Source organism: Microcoleus sp. A6-C6 (assembly GCF_036705955.1).
Taxonomy (GTDB): domain Bacteria; phylum Cyanobacteriota; class Cyanobacteriia; order Cyanobacteriales; family Microcoleaceae; genus Microcoleus.
In genome coordinates this window covers 1-17,058 of sequence record NZ_JAUBVR010000076.1, presented here as the reverse complement: position 1 = coordinate 17,058, position 17,058 = coordinate 1, and the positions used below count along the sequence as shown (strand labels likewise).

Annotated in this window: 17 protein-coding genes, 1 tRNA gene and 1 pseudogene; 8 read left to right on the top strand and 11 right to left on the bottom strand. The window is 47.1% G+C overall.

What is annotated here, in order from left to right:
• Window positions 1–213: 213 nt before the first annotated feature.
• From panB to fba, 5 genes are all read left to right on the top strand, one after another.
• Window positions 214–1,041, top strand: a complete 828-nt coding sequence (gene panB, locus QUB52_RS23625) for a 3-methyl-2-oxobutanoate hydroxymethyltransferase (protein ID WP_332974923.1) — start codon at window positions 214–216, stop codon at window positions 1,039–1,041.
• 400 nt (window positions 1,042–1,441) lie between these two features.
• Window positions 1,442–3,520 (top strand): CapA family protein, encoded by a 2,079-nt coding sequence (locus tag QUB52_RS23620; RefSeq protein WP_265239258.1) that lies wholly within the window; start codon window positions 1,442–1,444, stop codon window positions 3,518–3,520.
• A gap of 133 nt (window positions 3,521–3,653) precedes the next feature.
• Complete coding sequence (locus QUB52_RS23615) at window positions 3,654–4,523, top strand: aldose epimerase family protein (RefSeq protein WP_442923218.1); 870 nt, start codon at window positions 3,654–3,656, stop codon at window positions 4,521–4,523.
• A 67-nt stretch (window positions 4,524–4,590) separates the two neighbouring features.
• A tRNA-Lys gene (locus tag QUB52_RS23610) sits at window positions 4,591–4,662 on the top strand.
• Window positions 4,663–4,848: 186 nt separating this feature from the next.
• A complete protein-coding gene (gene fba / locus QUB52_RS23605; protein ID WP_265239256.1) occupies window positions 4,849–5,928 on the top strand; it encodes a class II fructose-bisphosphate aldolase in 1,080 nt (359 codons plus the stop codon).
• 104 nt (window positions 5,929–6,032) lie between these two features.
• Here the strand turns inward: fba and QUB52_RS23600 are convergent, their stop codons facing one another.
• The 7 genes and pseudogenes from QUB52_RS23600 to QUB52_RS23565 all read right to left on the bottom strand — a co-directional run bounded on the left by QUB52_RS23600 (window position 6,033) and on the right by QUB52_RS23565 (window position 11,773).
• Entirely contained in the window at window positions 6,033–6,653 is a 621-nt protein-coding gene (locus tag QUB52_RS23600) for a Uma2 family endonuclease (RefSeq protein WP_332974925.1), read from the bottom strand.
• 100 nt (window positions 6,654–6,753) lie between these two features.
• Window positions 6,754–6,945, bottom strand: coding sequence for a hypothetical protein (locus tag QUB52_RS23595; protein ID WP_332974927.1), 192 nt, complete (start codon window positions 6,943–6,945; stop codon window positions 6,754–6,756).
• Window positions 6,946–7,020: 75 nt separating this feature from the next.
• On the bottom strand, window positions 7,021–7,632 hold the full coding sequence (locus QUB52_RS23590) for a Uma2 family endonuclease (RefSeq protein WP_265239253.1): 612 nt from the start codon (window positions 7,630–7,632) through the stop codon (window positions 7,021–7,023).
• Window positions 7,633–7,994: 362 nt separating this feature from the next.
• Window positions 7,995–8,304, bottom strand: a pseudogene (locus tag QUB52_RS23580) (IS1 family transposase); the annotation flags it as partial.
• 313 nt (window positions 8,305–8,617) lie between these two features.
• On the bottom strand, window positions 8,618–9,406 hold the full coding sequence (locus QUB52_RS23575; protein WP_265239359.1) for a PspA/IM30 family protein: 789 nt from the start codon (window positions 9,404–9,406) through the stop codon (window positions 8,618–8,620).
• Between the two features lie 297 nt (window positions 9,407–9,703).
• Complete coding sequence (locus QUB52_RS23570) at window positions 9,704–10,408, bottom strand: PspA/IM30 family protein (protein WP_265239360.1); 705 nt, start codon at window positions 10,406–10,408, stop codon at window positions 9,704–9,706.
• A gap of 144 nt (window positions 10,409–10,552) precedes the next feature.
• Window positions 10,553–11,773, bottom strand: a complete 1,221-nt coding sequence (locus QUB52_RS23565) for an SPOR domain-containing protein (protein ID WP_332974930.1) — start codon at window positions 11,771–11,773, stop codon at window positions 10,553–10,555.
• A 704-nt stretch (window positions 11,774–12,477) separates the two neighbouring features.
• Here QUB52_RS23565 and QUB52_RS23560 point away from each other — a divergent pair.
• Complete coding sequence (locus QUB52_RS23560) at window positions 12,478–12,741, top strand: hypothetical protein (RefSeq protein WP_265239363.1); 264 nt, start codon at window positions 12,478–12,480, stop codon at window positions 12,739–12,741.
• A gap of 162 nt (window positions 12,742–12,903) precedes the next feature.
• On the opposite strand, the gene menB is transcribed toward QUB52_RS23560, so the two are convergent.
• Together menB and QUB52_RS23550 are read right to left on the bottom strand one after the other, a co-directional pair.
• Window positions 12,904–13,737, bottom strand: a complete 834-nt coding sequence (menB, locus tag QUB52_RS23555; RefSeq protein ID WP_265239368.1) for a 1,4-dihydroxy-2-naphthoyl-CoA synthase — start codon at window positions 13,735–13,737, stop codon at window positions 12,904–12,906.
• 257 nt (window positions 13,738–13,994) lie between these two features.
• Entirely contained in the window at window positions 13,995–14,591 is a 597-nt protein-coding gene (locus tag QUB52_RS23550) for a TerB family tellurite resistance protein (protein ID WP_265239364.1), read from the bottom strand.
• A 248-nt stretch (window positions 14,592–14,839) separates the two neighbouring features.
• On the opposite strand from QUB52_RS23550, the gene QUB52_RS23545 reads away from it, so the two are divergent.
• Window positions 14,840–15,277, top strand: coding sequence for a nucleoside deaminase (locus QUB52_RS23545; protein WP_265239369.1), 438 nt, complete (start codon window positions 14,840–14,842; stop codon window positions 15,275–15,277).
• 267 nt (window positions 15,278–15,544) lie between these two features.
• On the opposite strand, the gene QUB52_RS23540 is transcribed toward QUB52_RS23545, so the two are convergent.
• Entirely contained in the window at window positions 15,545–15,682 is a 138-nt protein-coding gene (locus tag QUB52_RS23540) for a hypothetical protein (protein WP_265239365.1), read from the bottom strand.
• Here QUB52_RS23540 and QUB52_RS23535 point away from each other — a divergent pair.
• On the top strand, window positions 15,681–16,409 hold the full coding sequence (locus QUB52_RS23535; RefSeq protein WP_332970696.1) for a lysophospholipid acyltransferase family protein: 729 nt from the start codon (window positions 15,681–15,683) through the stop codon (window positions 16,407–16,409). The two genes, QUB52_RS23540 and QUB52_RS23535, sit on opposite strands and share 2 nt — an antisense overlap.
• Before the next feature lie 119 nt (window positions 16,410–16,528).
• Here the strand turns inward: QUB52_RS23535 and QUB52_RS23530 are convergent.
• Window positions 16,529–17,058 (bottom strand): transposase (locus tag QUB52_RS23530; RefSeq protein ID WP_332975340.1); only part of this gene is annotated, 530 nt, incomplete at its 5' end.

Sequence of the window (17,058 nt, the reverse complement as noted above, 5' to 3'; positions counted from 1 at the left end):
AAAACTTGTGGTTAAAAACTTTTCCTCTCCATTAGTCATTAGCAATTGCCAGACATATAGCGGTTCTCAAAAAAGTGAGGATAGCCCAATGCCGAATGCCGAATGCCCAATGCCCAATGCCCAATGCCCAATGCCCAATGCCGGAAGCGTACCTGATCTTTCTGAAAAAGGCTATACCTCATCTATCTAAAAAGGCTATATTTTTGTAATAAAATGGCAGTAACTACTCATCAACTGATTCAGTGGAAACAACAAGGGCGTCGAATTGTGGCGCTGACGGGTTATGATTATGCGATCGCCCAACTCATCGACCAAGCAGGCACTGACATCATCCTCGTCGGCGATTCCCTCGCCATGACAGTCTTGGGCTACGAGACAACACTCCCCCTAACCCTCGATGAAATGCTGCACCACGCTAAAGCAGTGCGTCGCGCAGTCAAGCAAGCATTAGTTGTTGTCGATTTGCCGTTTTTGACTTACCAAGAAAGTCCCCAGCAAGCCATGCACTCGGCGGGAAGAGTTTTGAAAGAAACTGGCGCTCAAGCTGTAAAATTGGAGGGCGGATATCCAGCAATGGCGGCTACGGTTTCGCAGTTAACATCCGCTGGGATTCCGGTGATGGGACACGTTGGTTTAACTCCCCAGTCGGTACACCAACTTGGCTACAAAAAACAGGGCAAAACAGCGGAATCTGCCGATCGCATCCTAGCAGAGTCGATCGCACTTCAAGAAGCCGGCGCTTTTGCGATCGTCCTAGAACACATTCCCCCAGACTTAGCTGCTCAAATTACCCAAAAATTAACTATTCCCACCATTGGTATCGGCGCCGGGCCGCACTGCGACGGACAAGTTTTGGTTACTTCCGATTTGTTGGGACTTTCCGAAAAACAACCGCCTTTTGCCAAATCTTACGTCAATTTGCGAGCAACAATTACCCAAGCTGTCCAAGATTATTCCCTAGAAGTTAGAGAAAGCAAATTTCCCAAATCATCAACGATAAATCGAACCGACTCGCCAAGCAGCAAACCGAATGCTACTTAGCGTGTTGTTGACACACCTTCTAGGGATCTCGTCCTAGCAGCATCTGTTTTGCCGATCGCGATCGTCGCCAATTACCGCTAAAATCAGAAAATCTCAATTTCATTTAAACCTTCCGTTGGTAGTCTGCTGACTCAAGCCGCTAGGAAACTCTCAAGTTTTGACCTTAGTTTGAGCGCTAGCCCACAGCCTCTTGACTCAAATCAAAAATCAAAAATCAAAAATCTAGATACCAAAATGTGATAAAAATCATTGACAGCAGGCATCACCTAAGTGTAGAAAATGGTGGCGACCAACAACTAGCTTCAAAACGGGCAGCGAAGTGGCGGTTAAGCTAAAAGAATTGTAGTTCCGTTCAAAACAAATTGAAGTCATCGCTCGAACCTGTTAAGGAGGCTAATTGATGGTATATGCAGAAAATTGGTCGCAGCCGTCTATCTTGGAGCTAGCGCGATCGGGCAACTTTCAAGCCCTGAATTATTGGATTGACAGCTTGCTGAGACCCGAAGGGATTTATGCCCGCGTCGAACAGGCTCAGGCTGGATGTGTGCAAATTTTGGTAGAATTCCAGCGTGAATTTGTGTCCGACCATACATTACTGGGGAGCACTCTCCGCGAAGGCTTAGTTAAATTTATTTGTCACCAACTCTGGAGACTAAACTCGCCAGCAGTAGAAGGGGTGCGAATTCACGCGCGCTTGGCTGGGGAACCAGAGATTCTCTGGAAACAGTCAGTCCGAATTGTGACTCCCGCAAACCGCCGACAGCGACGTGACCGTTCCCTATTGGTCGTCGATTGGGTTAAATTTAAAACATATCGTTCTCTGCTGCTAGTGGGATCGGCACTGGCATCATTTATTTTAGGGTGTTGGGTGAGCTACCACGAGGCTGTAGCCCTGCGGCTAATATCCCCAGTCTCTGCTTACCAGCAAGCTGCGGTAATGTCGGGCCCACCTCCCAAACGTCCCGATGCGGTGCAAGCGGCCTTAGAATTAGTACCTGTAGTCCAACAAAAGCAGGTTGCTAATCCCTACGACCCCACCGTCACGCTGATGTTCGGAGGAAATGTGAATCTATCGGATGCGATCGCAGCATCTGCTGGTAACGATTATGATTGGGCTTTCGCCAATATGGACGAGTACCGGCAAGCAGATGTATCGATGGTTAATCTAGAAAACCCCCTGACTAGCTCTACCTTGGGCTCTGGCAAAAAACAATTAAATTTTAAAGCCGATCCAGAATCGGTGAAAGTATTAACAGCAGGAGGAGTGGATATTGTCAATCTGGCAAATAGCCACGCTATGGATTACGAGGAACCGGGGCTGGTGGAGACTCTAAATACTCTAAATAATGCTGGTATAGGGCATCTGGGAGCCGGTAGAGATCTTAAAGAAGCGAGGCGTCCAGATATTATTGAGGTTAAGGGTCAGCGGATTGCGTACCTAGGTTATTACGATTCCGACTTTAACTCCGCCGACCAAGGAAAAGCGGGTATTAACGCCCGTCGGAACAATCGCGTGGCGGAGGATATTCGAGCTCTCAGGGGTCAGGTAGACTGGATTGTGGTTAATTACCACTGGGGAGTCGAATTGGCAGATTATCCGGGGGACTGGCAGATAGATTTGGCTCGGTTCACGATCGACCAAGGTGCAGATTTGGTAGTGGGACACCACCCTCATGTCCTGCAAGGTGCCGAAGTTTACAAGGGCCGCCCGATTGTTTACTCATTAGGTAATTTTATATTCGGGGGGAATGCTCGCAGCGATTACGATACCGCAGTCCTCAAAGTATCGCTCAAAGACAGGAATATGAAAGTAGAATTTTTGCCTGTGGAGGTGAAAAAGTTTCAGCCGAAGGTGGTGAATGGAGCAGCGGGCGATCGCATTCTCAAACACGTCGAGCAAATTTCTAGTATTTTCGATCGACCGATGCGCTCTTCTGTAGTTCTCGATGCCCCAATCAACCCAGGATTGACACCAAAAACTCCAAATTCGACCTTACCAGGAGTAGCAAAAAGCGATACACAGCCCGCGCTTAATTCCCCACTTCCCCTGACTGGAGAAACCAATCTGCCAGCCCCAGGACAACCGAAACCTACTCTGATTTTGCCCGCTGTACCTGCGGCCCCCAAACAGCCGGACAACTCCTCATTTTTCCAAAACGGGACTGGGCCTGCAATTGAGTCAAGCCCGCCTCCGAGTCAAAATTTGCCGCCGCGCATCTACCGCAATAAACCGGAAAATCCCAGCCGGGAACCAGCTCCGTTTAGCAAAGAACCATTCATCAAAGAACCATTTATTTCGCCCCCATCTTCCACTTCGGGAGGGGTACTCAGTCCCCAAAGCTATCTTCCCCCGACTCCGGATCTATCTTTCAAAGTCGCACTCAAACAGCAGCCGACAAACAGGATCATTCCGGGAAAAAGCAGCGATCGCTCGAAGCCGCGGATCGCCCTGCCTCCTATAGCTGCGAACGTGGGTTAGCCCGTGGGAGTCCGAGGGAGGATACACGCGGAGCAAAGGGGTGGTAATGGGCGAAAATCAACTACTAGCGACCAATTATTAACGACCGATTTACCAACAACCAATGATCGACGACCTACTACCAATGACAAATGTGTTTGCGATCGCGCTAAAGCAAAAGCAGTACAAAACCTATATCCTCTCCGACGAAACCGCTAACTCTACCCTAGAAGTTGTGCCGGAACGGGGTGGTATTGCCACTAGCTGGCTGGTTGAAGGCAAAGAAATGTTCTACTTGGACGCGGAACGGTTCGCCAATCCCGATCTAACTGTACGCGGCGGGATTCCCATCTTGTTTCCCATCTGCGGCAATCTCCCCGATAACACTTACACCCACAAGGGAGTCGAGCTTCATCTCACACAGCACGGCTTTGCTCGCGACTTACCTTGGAAGGTGACGGAACAATTTACGCAGGGTTGCGCGGCTCTTACTCTGGTGCTCAACAGCAGCGAGAAGACCCAGACTGTTTATCCCTTTGATTTCCAATTAGCTTTTACTTATCAAATTAAAGGCAATTCTTTGGAAATTGTGCAGGAATACACCAATCTTGGTGACGAGCCCATGCCCTTTGCTAGCGGCTTGCATCCTTACTTTTTAGCTCCCGACAAGACAAATCTGCGCTTTGAGATTCCAGGGATGCAGTACAGAGATCAGAATACCCACGAAAAGGGCTATTTCACAGGGGTTTTTGACCCGACTCTGGATGAAATTGATGTTTCCTTTGACGAACTGACCGGTCTTGCTGCTACTGTCACTGACGCGGCGCGGGGCTTGCGGCTCACCGTCAGTTACAACTCCAGCTATGGGAAGTTGGTTTTCTGGACAGTGAAGGGCAAGGATTTTTACTGTGTGGAACCTTGGACGGCTCCTGGAAATGCCATCAATACTGGCGAACACTTGATTTATTTGCAGCCGGGAGCGACTTGCCAGATGCTGGTTCGCATGACGGCAACTTTTTTTTGAAAAAGACTTGCTATTTAAATAGACGGGTGCTACTATTAGAACTTGTGTGCGGTAACAGTGTTTTCGCGGGTCGCTAGCTCAGCGGTAGAGCATTCGGCTTTTAACCGATTGGTCTCGGGTTCAAATCCCGGGCGACCCATAAAAAAAACAATAGTTTTGAGTTCTGAGTTGAATGCTCAGAGCTCAAAATTTTGTTTTTTGAACTTTTAAGTAAATCTGGAAACATAATGCGCGATCGGCAACAAATTGTCTTAAGATTATCGTAAGAATTGAAATTGTCCAAAATCCACTGCCCAGAAACCACAAATAATTAGGAGGAATATCTATGGCGCTTGTACCTATGCGACTGCTGCTCGACCACGCGGCTGAAAATGGTTACGGCCTACCGGCTTACAACGTCAACAACATGGAGCAAATCCAAGCGATCATGCGCGCTGCTGACGAAACCAACAGCCCCGTGATTTTGCAAGCTTCTCGCGGCGCTCGCTCCTACGCTGGAGAAAATTTCCTGCGCCACTTGATTTTGGCAGCAGTTGAAACCTATCCTCACATTCCCATTTGTATGCACCAAGACCACGGCAATGCCCCCGGCACTTGCTATTCTGCCATGCGCCAAGGTTTCACCAGCGTGATGATGGACGGTTCTTTGGAAGCAGATGCTAAGACTCCCGCCAGCTACGAGTACAACGTTGAAGTTACTCGCGAAGTTGTGAAGGTTGCTCATTCGATCGGCGTTAGCGTTGAAGGCGAACTGGGTTGCTTGGGTTCTCTGGAAACAGGAATGGGCGAAGCAGAAGACGGCCACGGCTTTGAAGGTGCTTTGTCTCACGATCAATTGCTGACAGATCCTGAAGAAGCTGTTAATTTCGTTGAGCAAACCGGTGTTGATGCTCTCGCAGTGGCGATCGGCACTTCCCACGGCGCTTACAAATTCACCCGCAAGCCAACTGGCGAAATTTTGGCAATCAGCCGCATCGAAGAAATTCACCGCCGCTTGCCGAATACTCACTTGGTAATGCACGGTTCATCTTCTGTGCCCCAAGAATTGCTGGAAATCATCAACAGCAACGGTGGCAAAATCCGCGAAACCTACGGCGTACCTGTGGAAGAAATCCAAAAGGGTATCAAGTGCGGCGTGCGTAAGATCAACATTGATACTGACAACCGTTTGGCGATTACCGCTGCGGTGCGCGAAGCTTTGTTTGCTAAGCCCGAGGAATTCGATCCGCGCCACTTCCTGAAGCCGTCGATCAAGTATATGCAGAAGGTTTGTAGCGATCGCTATAACTCTTTCGGTTGCGCCGGTAACGGTACAAAGATCAAGCAAGTGTCTTTGGACGATTTTGCAGCTAAGTATGCTAAGGGCGAATTGAGCTCTTCTACTAAGAAGACTGTAGCTGTTTAATAATTTTAGGTTGAGATTTTAGATTTGTTTGAAGTCTCAAGTTTGGATAGCCGGGTAGCTTTAAAGTTGCCCGGTTTTTGTGTGTGGAGAGTTCGATCGCCCTTTTATGAAAAATCAAGCTTTTGAAATAACTCGGCAACCGCCAGAGTAAAGTTAGGGACGATATCTTCGCCATCGAGGGAGTCCGTAGACTTGAGCAGGCGATCGGGTGACTGAGCCGATCGATACACCAAAACATACTGTTCTTTAGGATGAATCACCCAAACCAAACGCGCTCCATTCTCAAAATATTCTACAAGTTTATTGTGAATTTCTTCCACTGTATTGCTAGGAGAGAGGATTTCTACAGCCAGATCCGGCGCACCTTCTAGGAAGCCATCGGGGAGATCATCTAGCCCTTGCAGGCGTTCTTTTGCCATGAAAGAAACATCGGGCGATCGCTTGTTTCCTGATTTCATCTTGAAAGCAGTGCTGGAATCGAAAATCGCGCCTAATTTTCGCGTTGATACGCAGTTAAACAAGGCAGCACTCAAAATAACGGCAACATAACCGTGTTTTGCACCAGAGTTTCCCATATCAATTAGTTCTCCATTTACAAGTTCATAGCGGTGTCCATCTCGGTTGAGTGCCATGAATTCGGCATCAGTCAAAATTTTTTGTTCCGGTGGGGTTTCAACTTGATTTTCAGTTAGGTTTTCCGTGGGGTTTTGAACTAGAGTAGCCATAGCTTTCTCCTAAACTTATATTTCTAGTTAAACAGAGTGTCGAAAAATGGCGAAAGTTCACCGATAATTTTTATTCCGTCTGCTGCACCGCAGTATTGGACTACTGACGCTGTGCAATCTCGATTAACATCCTCAATGCCTCATTTACTGCTGCATCATTCGGAAAAGCTTGGGCAATATCGGGGTCTAAAAGCACTAAGTTTGTCCCTGCACGATATCGTTCAACATACTTGCCTCTAACACCTGCTTTCATCTGAGCAAAGTCATACTCAGCAAGTAATTCGTCTTCCATTTCGTTCTCTTTATCCTTCTTCATAAAACCTCTGCTGTTAACCTCTAAGAGATGAGAAAGCTAGATAAATCGCCCTTAAAGACTAATCCGGCGGTAGACTTCAGCCATCGGCAGTTCTATATTTAAGCTGTGTAGGACGATCGCCCTTTCCACCCGATCGTACACTTGCCATTGCCAGCGATCGCTATTTGGGCGATCGCAATTATAATATTGCTCAATATATGGTTCAGTTTGACTAACCAGCAGATATTCACAAAAACTAGCCAGAGAGCGATATTTTCGGAACTTTTCACCTCGATCATAGGCTTCAGTAGACGGCGAAAGAACCTCGACAATCAGCAAAGGATTGAGAATTTCATCCGTGCGATCGCCATTGAGCTCCGGTTCGCCATTGACGATCATCAAATCAGGGTAGGTTCCGCAGTGATATTCAGGAATCCAAACCCGCAAATCGCTGTTATACAAGCGAAAATCGGTGTCTCTTAACAAAAATCCCAAGTAAATTAACAAGTTACAGGCGATCGCGCTGTGGACTTCTGAACCTCCTGACATAGCAATAATCTCTCCGTTACAGTATTCGTGACGTTCTTCGGCCGTTTCCTCGATCGCCCGGTATTCATCTGGAGTGAAGCGAGTCTTTGTTGCATCTGAAGCAAGGTTTGGCGGGTTGGTTGAAGCAATGACCACGATCGCACCTCCTAAATAATTAGACCTGAAATAATTATCACCTACAGCTAGATAATTTTCCTAACCCAGAGGCATTTTTCTGGATTCCATTCAAATTCTGGGGTAGTGCTCTGAAGGAAAGGATCAAGATGATAAAACAAAACCAAATTCAAAGAAAAGTAAGCATCTAGAGTTGTAAACTAGCATTATAATGATGCACCAAACGCCAAAAATCAGCAATATGATTTTCCAATTTCTTAGAGAAGGATCAGCTCTTTCTCACCAACCTAGATATTCGTCGAATGGTGCAATTGAAGCGATCGATATAGCTCAACCACTATTTTTATCTACGATGAGGTTTACTGGGCAATACGGTAGTGCTTTTATGTAAAGAATGGAGAAAATTGAGGCGGTTGAGCCTTCAGCATTGCTAATCTGATTTGGTGATTGTAGTCATGAATGAAGTTCCAAATAGCACCCTTGTGATTATCCAACTTCTTAGAAAACGATAACGTTTTCCTGACTAATCGCGAAATTCGCTGTCTGAGCGTATTATTCAATCTTTCAATGTAACTGGTTAATCCACTTTCCTTATCGACCGACTTATGCCGTTTACGGGCGTACAACCGCAGCATAGGCTTCCCAATGATCCGTATAAATCTTGGCGCATTGGCGATAGACACTCGGTAGGGAATCTCATCATGAGACTCCTCAAAAGACTGGCACAGAGCTCTTATCCTGCATCCTTTACATAAAAGCACTACCGTTATTTATACTGCTACGAGTAGCCAAGCCCGCGTAATGGCAAACAATAAAGTCACTTTATCACTTTTTTAAAGAATTAAATACTTAATTCAATATAAAGATACTTGACAGAATGCAAAATTTATGTATGGCTAGATTTTGGCTGAAAAAAGCTCCGACTTCCCCAAGCTAGCGCTATAGGTAGGCGGAGCATTCTATCAAAGCTATCATCTGAGAAATAGGTGAATTTTGATAGAAATTACTACATTTTATTGAGCTGCGATCGCAATTCTTCCAACTCAGCATCAATCACCGGACTCGCCTCCGAGGTACTAGGAGCAGCCGCAGTTTTACCCGCCGCCGGCAATTGACCTTGAGACACAGAACCTCCAGTCAGTTGAGCTTTCATCTGAGCTAACTCGTCGTCAACATCGCCACCGGCTTCGAGCGAGCGGAAAGCTGCTTCTAAATCGCTGCCGCCAGCCGCCAGTTCTGCTGAAGCTCCCGCGCGAGCTTCTATCTGCAAAACTTTTTCTTCCATGCGATCGAAAGCTGCCATTGAACTGCCAGTATTTAGGGAGCCAATGGTGTTGTTGAGCTGTTCCTGAGCCTTCGCAGCGGAAATTCTCGCCTTGAGCATATCCTTCTTCGTCTTAGCTTCGGAAATCTTGCTCTCCAAACCAATCAAGTTGCGCTTGAGGCTTTCCACCTGACCCGATTGCTGTTCTAGACTGGATTTCAGAGTAGCAGCCGTTTCAGCGTGAGACTTTTTGCGTACCAGAGCTTCGCGGGCCAAAGTCTCGTCTCCTTTTTGCAGGGCGAGTTGAGCGCGCTGTTGCCACTGGTTAGACTGGGATTCAGCTTGATTGTACTGAGTCTGGGTGCGCTTTTGAGCGGCGATCGCGCTGGCAACGGCTTGACGCAACTGCACCAAGTCTTCCTGCATATCCGTAACGGACTGTTCTAAAATCTTTTCCGGGTCTTCAGCTTTGTTGACCATATCGTTAAGATTGGCTCTGACGACTCGGCTAATGCGGTCAAATAATCCCATAATGCTATTTTTCCTGGTGAGGTGTACGAAGTAGGCGGAAAGCAGGCTTGATAGCGTTAGCCCGCGATGGTGAGACTCAGTTGGTCAGATTTTTAGTGCGATCGAGCCTTTGGCAATTTTGCAAACATATAAATACAGTTTAAAGCGATCGAGTCAGTGGTGCAGGCAAGCTGATGGATGCACCTATCTATTGAGTTTAACTTCGATCCGGGAATTCCCCAACACGCTTGTGAAGTATCTCTAGCTCCGCTGTTAAAAATTTTTTGCCTTCCCAACTATTGTGCTGCTGGTTCAGGTTCAGGATGCGGGCGGCTCGCCCGACGGCAATTTGGGTGTATTATTGCCCGGAAGCATTTGTGCTTTCATCGCCTGCAACTCGGCATCGACATCGCCAGCACCTTCGAGAGAGAGAAACTGCTTTTCTAAATCACTGGTTCCGAGTTCGGCGATGGCTTCGGAGCGAGCTTCTAGCTGCATGACTTTCTCTTCCATTTTTTCAAAAGCGCTCAAAGCGCTGCCGGTACTGAGATTTCCCATCATTTCTTGCAGCCTTTCCGAGGCTTTTGCCGATCGAGCCCTGGCAATATACATATCTTTTTTAGATTTTGCCTCAGAAATTTTACTTTCGAGCGATCGCATATTGTCTTTAAGCTGAGTCACAACAGCATTCTGCTGTCCGAGACTAGCTTTCATCGCCGTTGCCGTTTCTTGATAAGATTTCTTGCGCGTCAGAGCTTCCCGCGCCAAATTGTCCTCACCTTTTTGCAAAGCTAGCTGCGCCCGCTGATACCATTCTGTGGCTGTGGACTCAGCTTGCGAACACTGGCGTTCGGTGCGTTTTTGAGCGGCAATTGCCCCTGCTACAGCCTGTCTGAGCTGGATTAAATCTTCCTGCATATCCATTACAGCTTGTTCCAGAATTTTTTCTGGATCTTCGGCCGCCCCGATCAAACTGTTAATATTGGCTCGAATCACTCGCCACAGGCGATCGAATAATCCCATTTTACCTATCTCCCTATTTTCTTAAATTTTAGATTTAGGACTGGAAATTGACAATTTAAAAACCAATTTTGTGTTAGACAAAACATTGATCATTGTCTAGCTTTGTCTAACAATTTAGTGAATTTTTTTCACCCTTTACCTAGTTTATGGTTGATAGTATTGCGGCTTCACCCCTTTTGCTTGGAGTTCCTTTGCCAAACGTTCTGCTGAGGCAGCATCGTTCAAAGCCCCCATTTGAATTTTGACACCCTTTGAGAAGTTCCGCACGTAGGCATCAGGAACTGCGGTTTTGGCTTGTTGCAGCGATTTTTCATTGGTGTAATCGGTGACAACGTAATAGAAACCGTCGGCAGCCCGTGTCGGATTTCCTAGCGGGGCTGTTGCGGCCGGGGCTGCTGCTGCCGGGGCTGCTGTCGCCGGGGATGCGGTGGCAGGCTGGGCTGGGGAGGGTGTTGGAGGCAGTGTCGGCAGAGTAGGGACAGGCTGGGCGGCGCTGGGGCTGGGACTGGGAAGCAAAGCGCTACTCAGATTGTTGAGTCCTTGTTCCCTACCTCTGGCCGGGTTGCCGTCTTCTGTAGGAATCGGGACAGCGCCGATGGGGGCTGGAGGTGCTGCTGGATTGGGCGGGATTGATGCTTTTGGCGATGGGGAAGCAATCGGGCTGGCTGTCGGGTTGACGTTGCTCAGAGTGTCCAAACGTAGATCGACAAATTCTTTGGCTGCCAGATTATCTTTCGGCAGTTCCTTGCTGCTGCTATCTATGGTTGTAGCTGGCGGACTTTCGTTGCCAGAGGGGGTTGTGCGATCGAGCAAACGATTCAGGCCTGCCATTTTAGCCAGACTTGACGGGTGCATAACTGCGTAACCCAAAGCTGTGCAGGACAGCAGAAACAGCAGCATCGAACTCAGTCCCAAGGGTGTTAACAGACTGGCGGCTAAACTCCGTTCTTCTGCGGGCTCGGCTTTTTGTTCATCCAAACTTTCGATCAATTTTTCGCTGGATTCGAGATAGTTGTTCGGTGCCAAGCCACTGCTAGATAATTTTGTGCCTCCCCTAGTAGTAGCTAGCGGGGCATCGCCCTGGATGCCGGCAAGAGATAGGGGCAGGGACAGCGGCTGCTGGGTTTCCTCCGCAGCCTGCGGCGGCAGGTTTTGGGCCTGCTGTTGCTCGGTTGTGCCTGTTTGCTTGCCGCTGCGAACTGATGGCGACACCCACTGTTCGGCGCGCCGCCTGTGCCTTCTGTACGTTGTCAGTTCTGCTTCTAGGTTTACATCCATACACCCCAGGACTGCTTGCAAAGCAGGCTTGATTGGGGTTGATGAGGATTGATGATTTGGGGATTCCACCGAAGAACGCTTACTCATTAGCAAAATTCCTACCGCCTGTGAATTGATTTTAATCTTTTGATTGTAGATAGGACTTACGCACTGTACAAATTTTCTTTGGTGTGCATAACAAGACTGCTTGATTTGCGCGATGCAGAAAGCAGCATCAACTAAAGCTTTTTCTCAAAATTTCTCAAACAATCTGGGAGAATGTATTTTAGTATACTTTTTTTGCTGTTGTATATTTGAACATTTGGGTAAGTGCGTAAGTCCTATGTAGAGATCAATAATAAGCTTTAAAACTTGCCTATTTGAGAATTAGCTGTTTTTGGCGTCAAGGCAACTGCTGCTCTTGAGCCTGCTGTCGATCGCCATTTGCGATCTTTTCATTTTTATTTTAAAACTTAATTGTTGCTTTGTCCCGGAAGCTGCTTATCCAGACTCTAACCAGATTTTTGCATCTGTAGCAACATTTTATTCATAACATCTCATCGTCGTTCGATATTTGTCGTTTTTATTGATCCCTGACAACTTTATCAACTTTTTACTGTATTTTTACCTACAAAATGAGTAAGGACTGAGCGAATTGTGTCTACATATAACGAAATTATAAATAAATTATAAAATTTGATTATGCTTTGGGGATCGCTACAACCCAGACTGCCTAAAGGCTAGGATGCTCTAAAACCTGCTAGCTCCACACACGACAATTAGAGGTGAAACTGATTTACCCAAGAACTTTTATGAAAACCCCATTAACTTCAGCTTGCCGTCACTGCCGCCACTACACTCCTGAAGGGAGACGCGGGGGTGTTTGTACTCTGCTGAGCGTGCCGGTGCAAAGCCAGTGGAAATCTTGTTCTTTAGCGGTTTCGCCTTTTGGGCCATCTTGGGAAAACATCACAGAAATTGGACTGTGGCAAGAACCGATTGTTACTCTGCATGAGACCGCCGTCACTGTTTCTGAGCGTAATGCCTGCCAGTTGACAGGCCGGGCGTTAACCTAAAAATCTACAGTAGCAGTTTCGGTATAGTTCGTCCGCAGCAGGAAAACTCTACTCTACTGACGATTTTAGTCGATCGGGCAAATTCCGCTCATTCAACTCACAGCAATCAATAGCATCTGTAACTTGAATTAGGGAATCCCAAAAACTCATTTCTCGATCGAGCTACGGCAACCAAGGATATTCACTAAAATCCGGTTCCCGTTTCTCCAAAAAGGCTTGTTTGCCTTCGGCGCCTTCCTGGGTCATATAGTACAGCAAAGTGGCATTTCCAGCCAGTTCTTGCAGGCCGGCTTGACCGTCGCAGTCGGCATTAAAAGCGGATTTCAAACAGCGAATTGCGATCGGACTTTTTTCCAGAATTTCACCAGCCCACTGCATCCCTTCTTGTTCGAGTTGTTCCACGGGCACTACGCAGTTGACTAAACCCATTTCTAGAGCTTGCTGTGCGCTGTACTGGCGACACAAAAACCAAATTTCTCTGGCTTTTTTCTGGCCGACTACTCTGGCGAGATAGCTGGCTCCGAATCCACCGTCGAAACTGCCTACTTTTGGGCCGGTTTGTCCGAAAATGGCATTGTCTGCTGCGATCGTTAAGTCGCAAATTAAGTGTAAAACGTGACCGCCACCGATCGCATATCCTGCAACTAAAGCAATCACAACTTTGGGCATCGATCGAATCAACTTCTGCAAGTCGAGCACGTTCAACCGGGGTATACCACCTTCGTCTACATATCCCGCAGAACCTCGCACACTTTGGTCGCCGCCAGCACAAAAAGCGTATTTGCCGTCAGTATGAGGCCCCGCACCGGTAAAGAGGACAACGCCGATTTTTGTGTCTTCGCGGGCATCAGTAAAGGCATCGCACAATTCCTGCACGGTTTTGGGGCGGAAAGCGTTCCGTTTGTGAGGTCGATTGATGGTAATTTTGGCGGTGCCACCGCTTTTGTGATAGAGAATATCTTCGTAGGTTTTGGCGGTTTGCCATTCAATTTGCATATCAATCAAGTTTAAATTTGAGACCGAGTTGGAGCTATTCAGACAGCGATAATTCGCTTTTAGATTTTAGACGGATTCGGACGCATTTCCGGCAAAATAAACCGGGTTTTTACCGTTCTGGCGGGCTGTAACCTCTGTATTTTCCTGAAAAAACCCGGTTTCTGACCACTCGTGCGTCCGCGAATTAATTGAAAAAGCGTCAAATTTTTTTCCTCGTGTCTCACTCTTTTACAGCGAAACAATTTAAATGCGGTGGATTACTGACGCTGCAAAAGACTCAGCAGGTGCTTTGCTGCTTTGGCAAATACTGGATCGCGGGAGGAGAATTCGCTTGGTGCGAGTAAAGCTTGAACTTCGACAAAAGCTTCTGAGTCGAGTTCTCCTTCTTTGGTAAACAAAGTGTCTACGACTGCTATGTGTCTGGGGTCGAGGCCGAGCCGGTTTGCGATCGACTGTAGGTACATTTGCTCCCGCAGGTCGATGTGTCCGTCTACCGCTGACATTTCGTAGCCGGAACCGATCAGCAACAGTTTTTCTGATTCTGAAAAGAAAGCTGTCAGGGTTAGCAGTTCCGTAGGGTTGAAGTAAACCTGCTGTTTGGAGACTCCTTTGACAAGGCGCTGAATTAGTTCTATCCGATGGGGATCGCCAGCAGCAAAGGCTTTTAGCGTCTTTTGCAGCCGTTCTTCTTCTTCAACTGCGATCGTCCTGTCAATAATCATCACTCCCCGCAGGATGGCAATCAGAGCAGTCACAAACACTACCAAAGGAGTGATATCTTGTTCGCGGAGCTTTTGGCGGCTAATCCGGGACAACAGCTCAACAACTTCAGTGCTAATCAGGGTGGTGTCCATAATTCAAAATTACTCTCGATGGGATTGTGGTGTAACTTTATTTATCGATCTTAAGTGTTTTTAGCTAGGCAAGTATGCCATAAATTCCCTAAAAAATTTGTTTTCTTAGCGATCGCACTTAATTCTCTCCACAGCAAGTGGATAAGTAAGACTATATTAAATGTTTTCAGTTACTTAGGTATACCGTGAATTTGCCAACAGAGCCGTTGTCTATTAGTGATTCTAATTATGCTATTCACCAACGCTGGATGACTAGGGCTGTGGAACTGGCACAAGCAGCGGGTGATGCGGGTGAAGTGCCCGTAGGTGCTGCCATTGTTGACGGTGCTGGCAAATTGATTGCCGAAGCGCAAAATCGGCGAGAGCGAGACTGCGATCCGACTGCTCATGCTGAAGTCTTGGCGCTGCGGGCGGCGGGCAAGGTTTTGCAAGACTGGCATCTCAACCAATGCACGCTGTACGTAACGCTGGAGCCTTGCCCGATGTGCGCTGGTGCGATTGTCCAAGCTCGGATCGGTTTGCTGGTATATGGTGCAGATGACCCGAAAACTGGCACAATTCGGACGGTGGCTAATATTCCAGATAGCGCGCCTTCGTGTCACCGATTGGAGGTGCTAGGCGGTATTATGGAGTCTGTTTGTCGATCGCAGTTGCTGTCTTGGTTTGAAGCCCGCCGGAAAATTTGACAGGTAAAAGTTTGGACTGATACTTTTCGACAATGTTGGTTTGCGATCGCCCTGGTGGTCAAAAACCGGGTTTGATGGACGAAAATACCTCGTTGCAGCCCGCAGATGCGGTCAAAAACCCGGTTTATTGGGTCGAAGTGCATCTAAGACTGAATGTTTAATCGAACTTGGCTAATTAGCTGAAATAATAGATGAGTAATTGCCCGATCTTTCCAGGTGGTTGACGAATCTGCTTTTCTGCTGTCTGGTTAGCTAAGGTTTTATCAGTTACAGATTATCTGTGTTGGGGACGATCGGGCGATCGGCAAAATGCCAATAGCAAAAGTGTCCCCATCGAAAGACTAAAGATTTGCCAAGCAACATATCTTTAGACTCTATATATCGATAAAGCAGGGTAATTGCCATGCGCCATACTGCCGCGATCGCCATTGAGTCCAGTAAATCATATCTAGTGAAGCCAATGCCTGCCAAGGTAGCATCTAATACCTCTCGCGTTTCTCCTTGGTTAACCTCCTTGTTCTATCCGCTAGGTCACTATATTGTCCTACCGTTTTATTTTGGCAAGATTGAGATAACCGGACAGGAACACTTGCCGAAAGATGGGCCTGTCATCTTAGCCCCGACGCATCGCTCCCGGTGGGATGCGCTGATGATGCCCTATTCAACGGGACAGAAGGTGACTGGACGCGATTTGCGGTTTATGGTAACTGCTGATGAAGTCAAAGGAATGCAAGGTTGGTTCATCAGACATTTGGGAGGCTTTGCTGTCGATATCAAGCATCCAGCAGTTAGCAGTCTTCGTTACGGTGTGGAGTTGCTCCTCGACAAGGAAATGTTAGTCATTTTTCCCGAAGGTGGCATTTTTCAGGATGGCGAAGTTCACCCTCCTAAGGCTGGATTGGCTCGGTTAGCCATGCAAGCAGAGTTGAGCAAACCGGGTTTGGGGGTGAAGATTGTACCGATGAGTATTCGTTACCGCCCGCGTATTCCTCGATGGGGTTCTCAGGTAAAAATTGCGATCGGCGCTCCGATTTTGGTGGCAGATTATGTTAATGGTGGTAGTGGCAAAAAAGAAGCAAAATTGTTGACGGCTGAACTCGAAATGGCTCTTAAAACTCTTGATGACAGTTGACAGTTAATAGTTGACAGTTGACAGTTGGCAGTTGGCAGTTGGCAGTTGGCAGTTGACAGTTGATAGTTGGCAGTTGGCAGTTGACCGAAGGAATAAGTAATTTTGACAACTCCCCAGCCCTAAAGGGACGGGGATTCATAAGACCATAATTTAAGTCTTACAGGTGCTGACAAATCACCCCTACCAACTCCACTTAGATCGAGTCCAAGTATTGTTGCTACTTTGCGACCAATGTTTGCACAGCCATTGCAATCTGCATTAATTAGCCACCCCTTCGCCGTCCGATATAATCCACGTTTAATTCTTGTTCCAGAAGCTTTCCACCCTTCGGGTTTTGCACCGAATTTAGGCAGTTCGTCACCATCAATAAACGAAGTTTTTGATGTATAGGATTCTTCAGTTTCTACAAATTTGATTCCATACTGTTCGCACAGTTGAGCAATTCGATCTTTTAACCTACCCGTGGGAATTTGAACAAATTTTTGATTCGTCTTTGTACCTAGGTTGATCGAATTTTTCTGATTTTTGTTCCATCCAAATATGACTGTACTAATCTTGGACGATACACAATGATTGATGACCTTACGAGCAGCTTTATTAACCGCATCCCGCATTGTTCTATTTCTGTTTTCGGTCAGCCGTTCCAGTC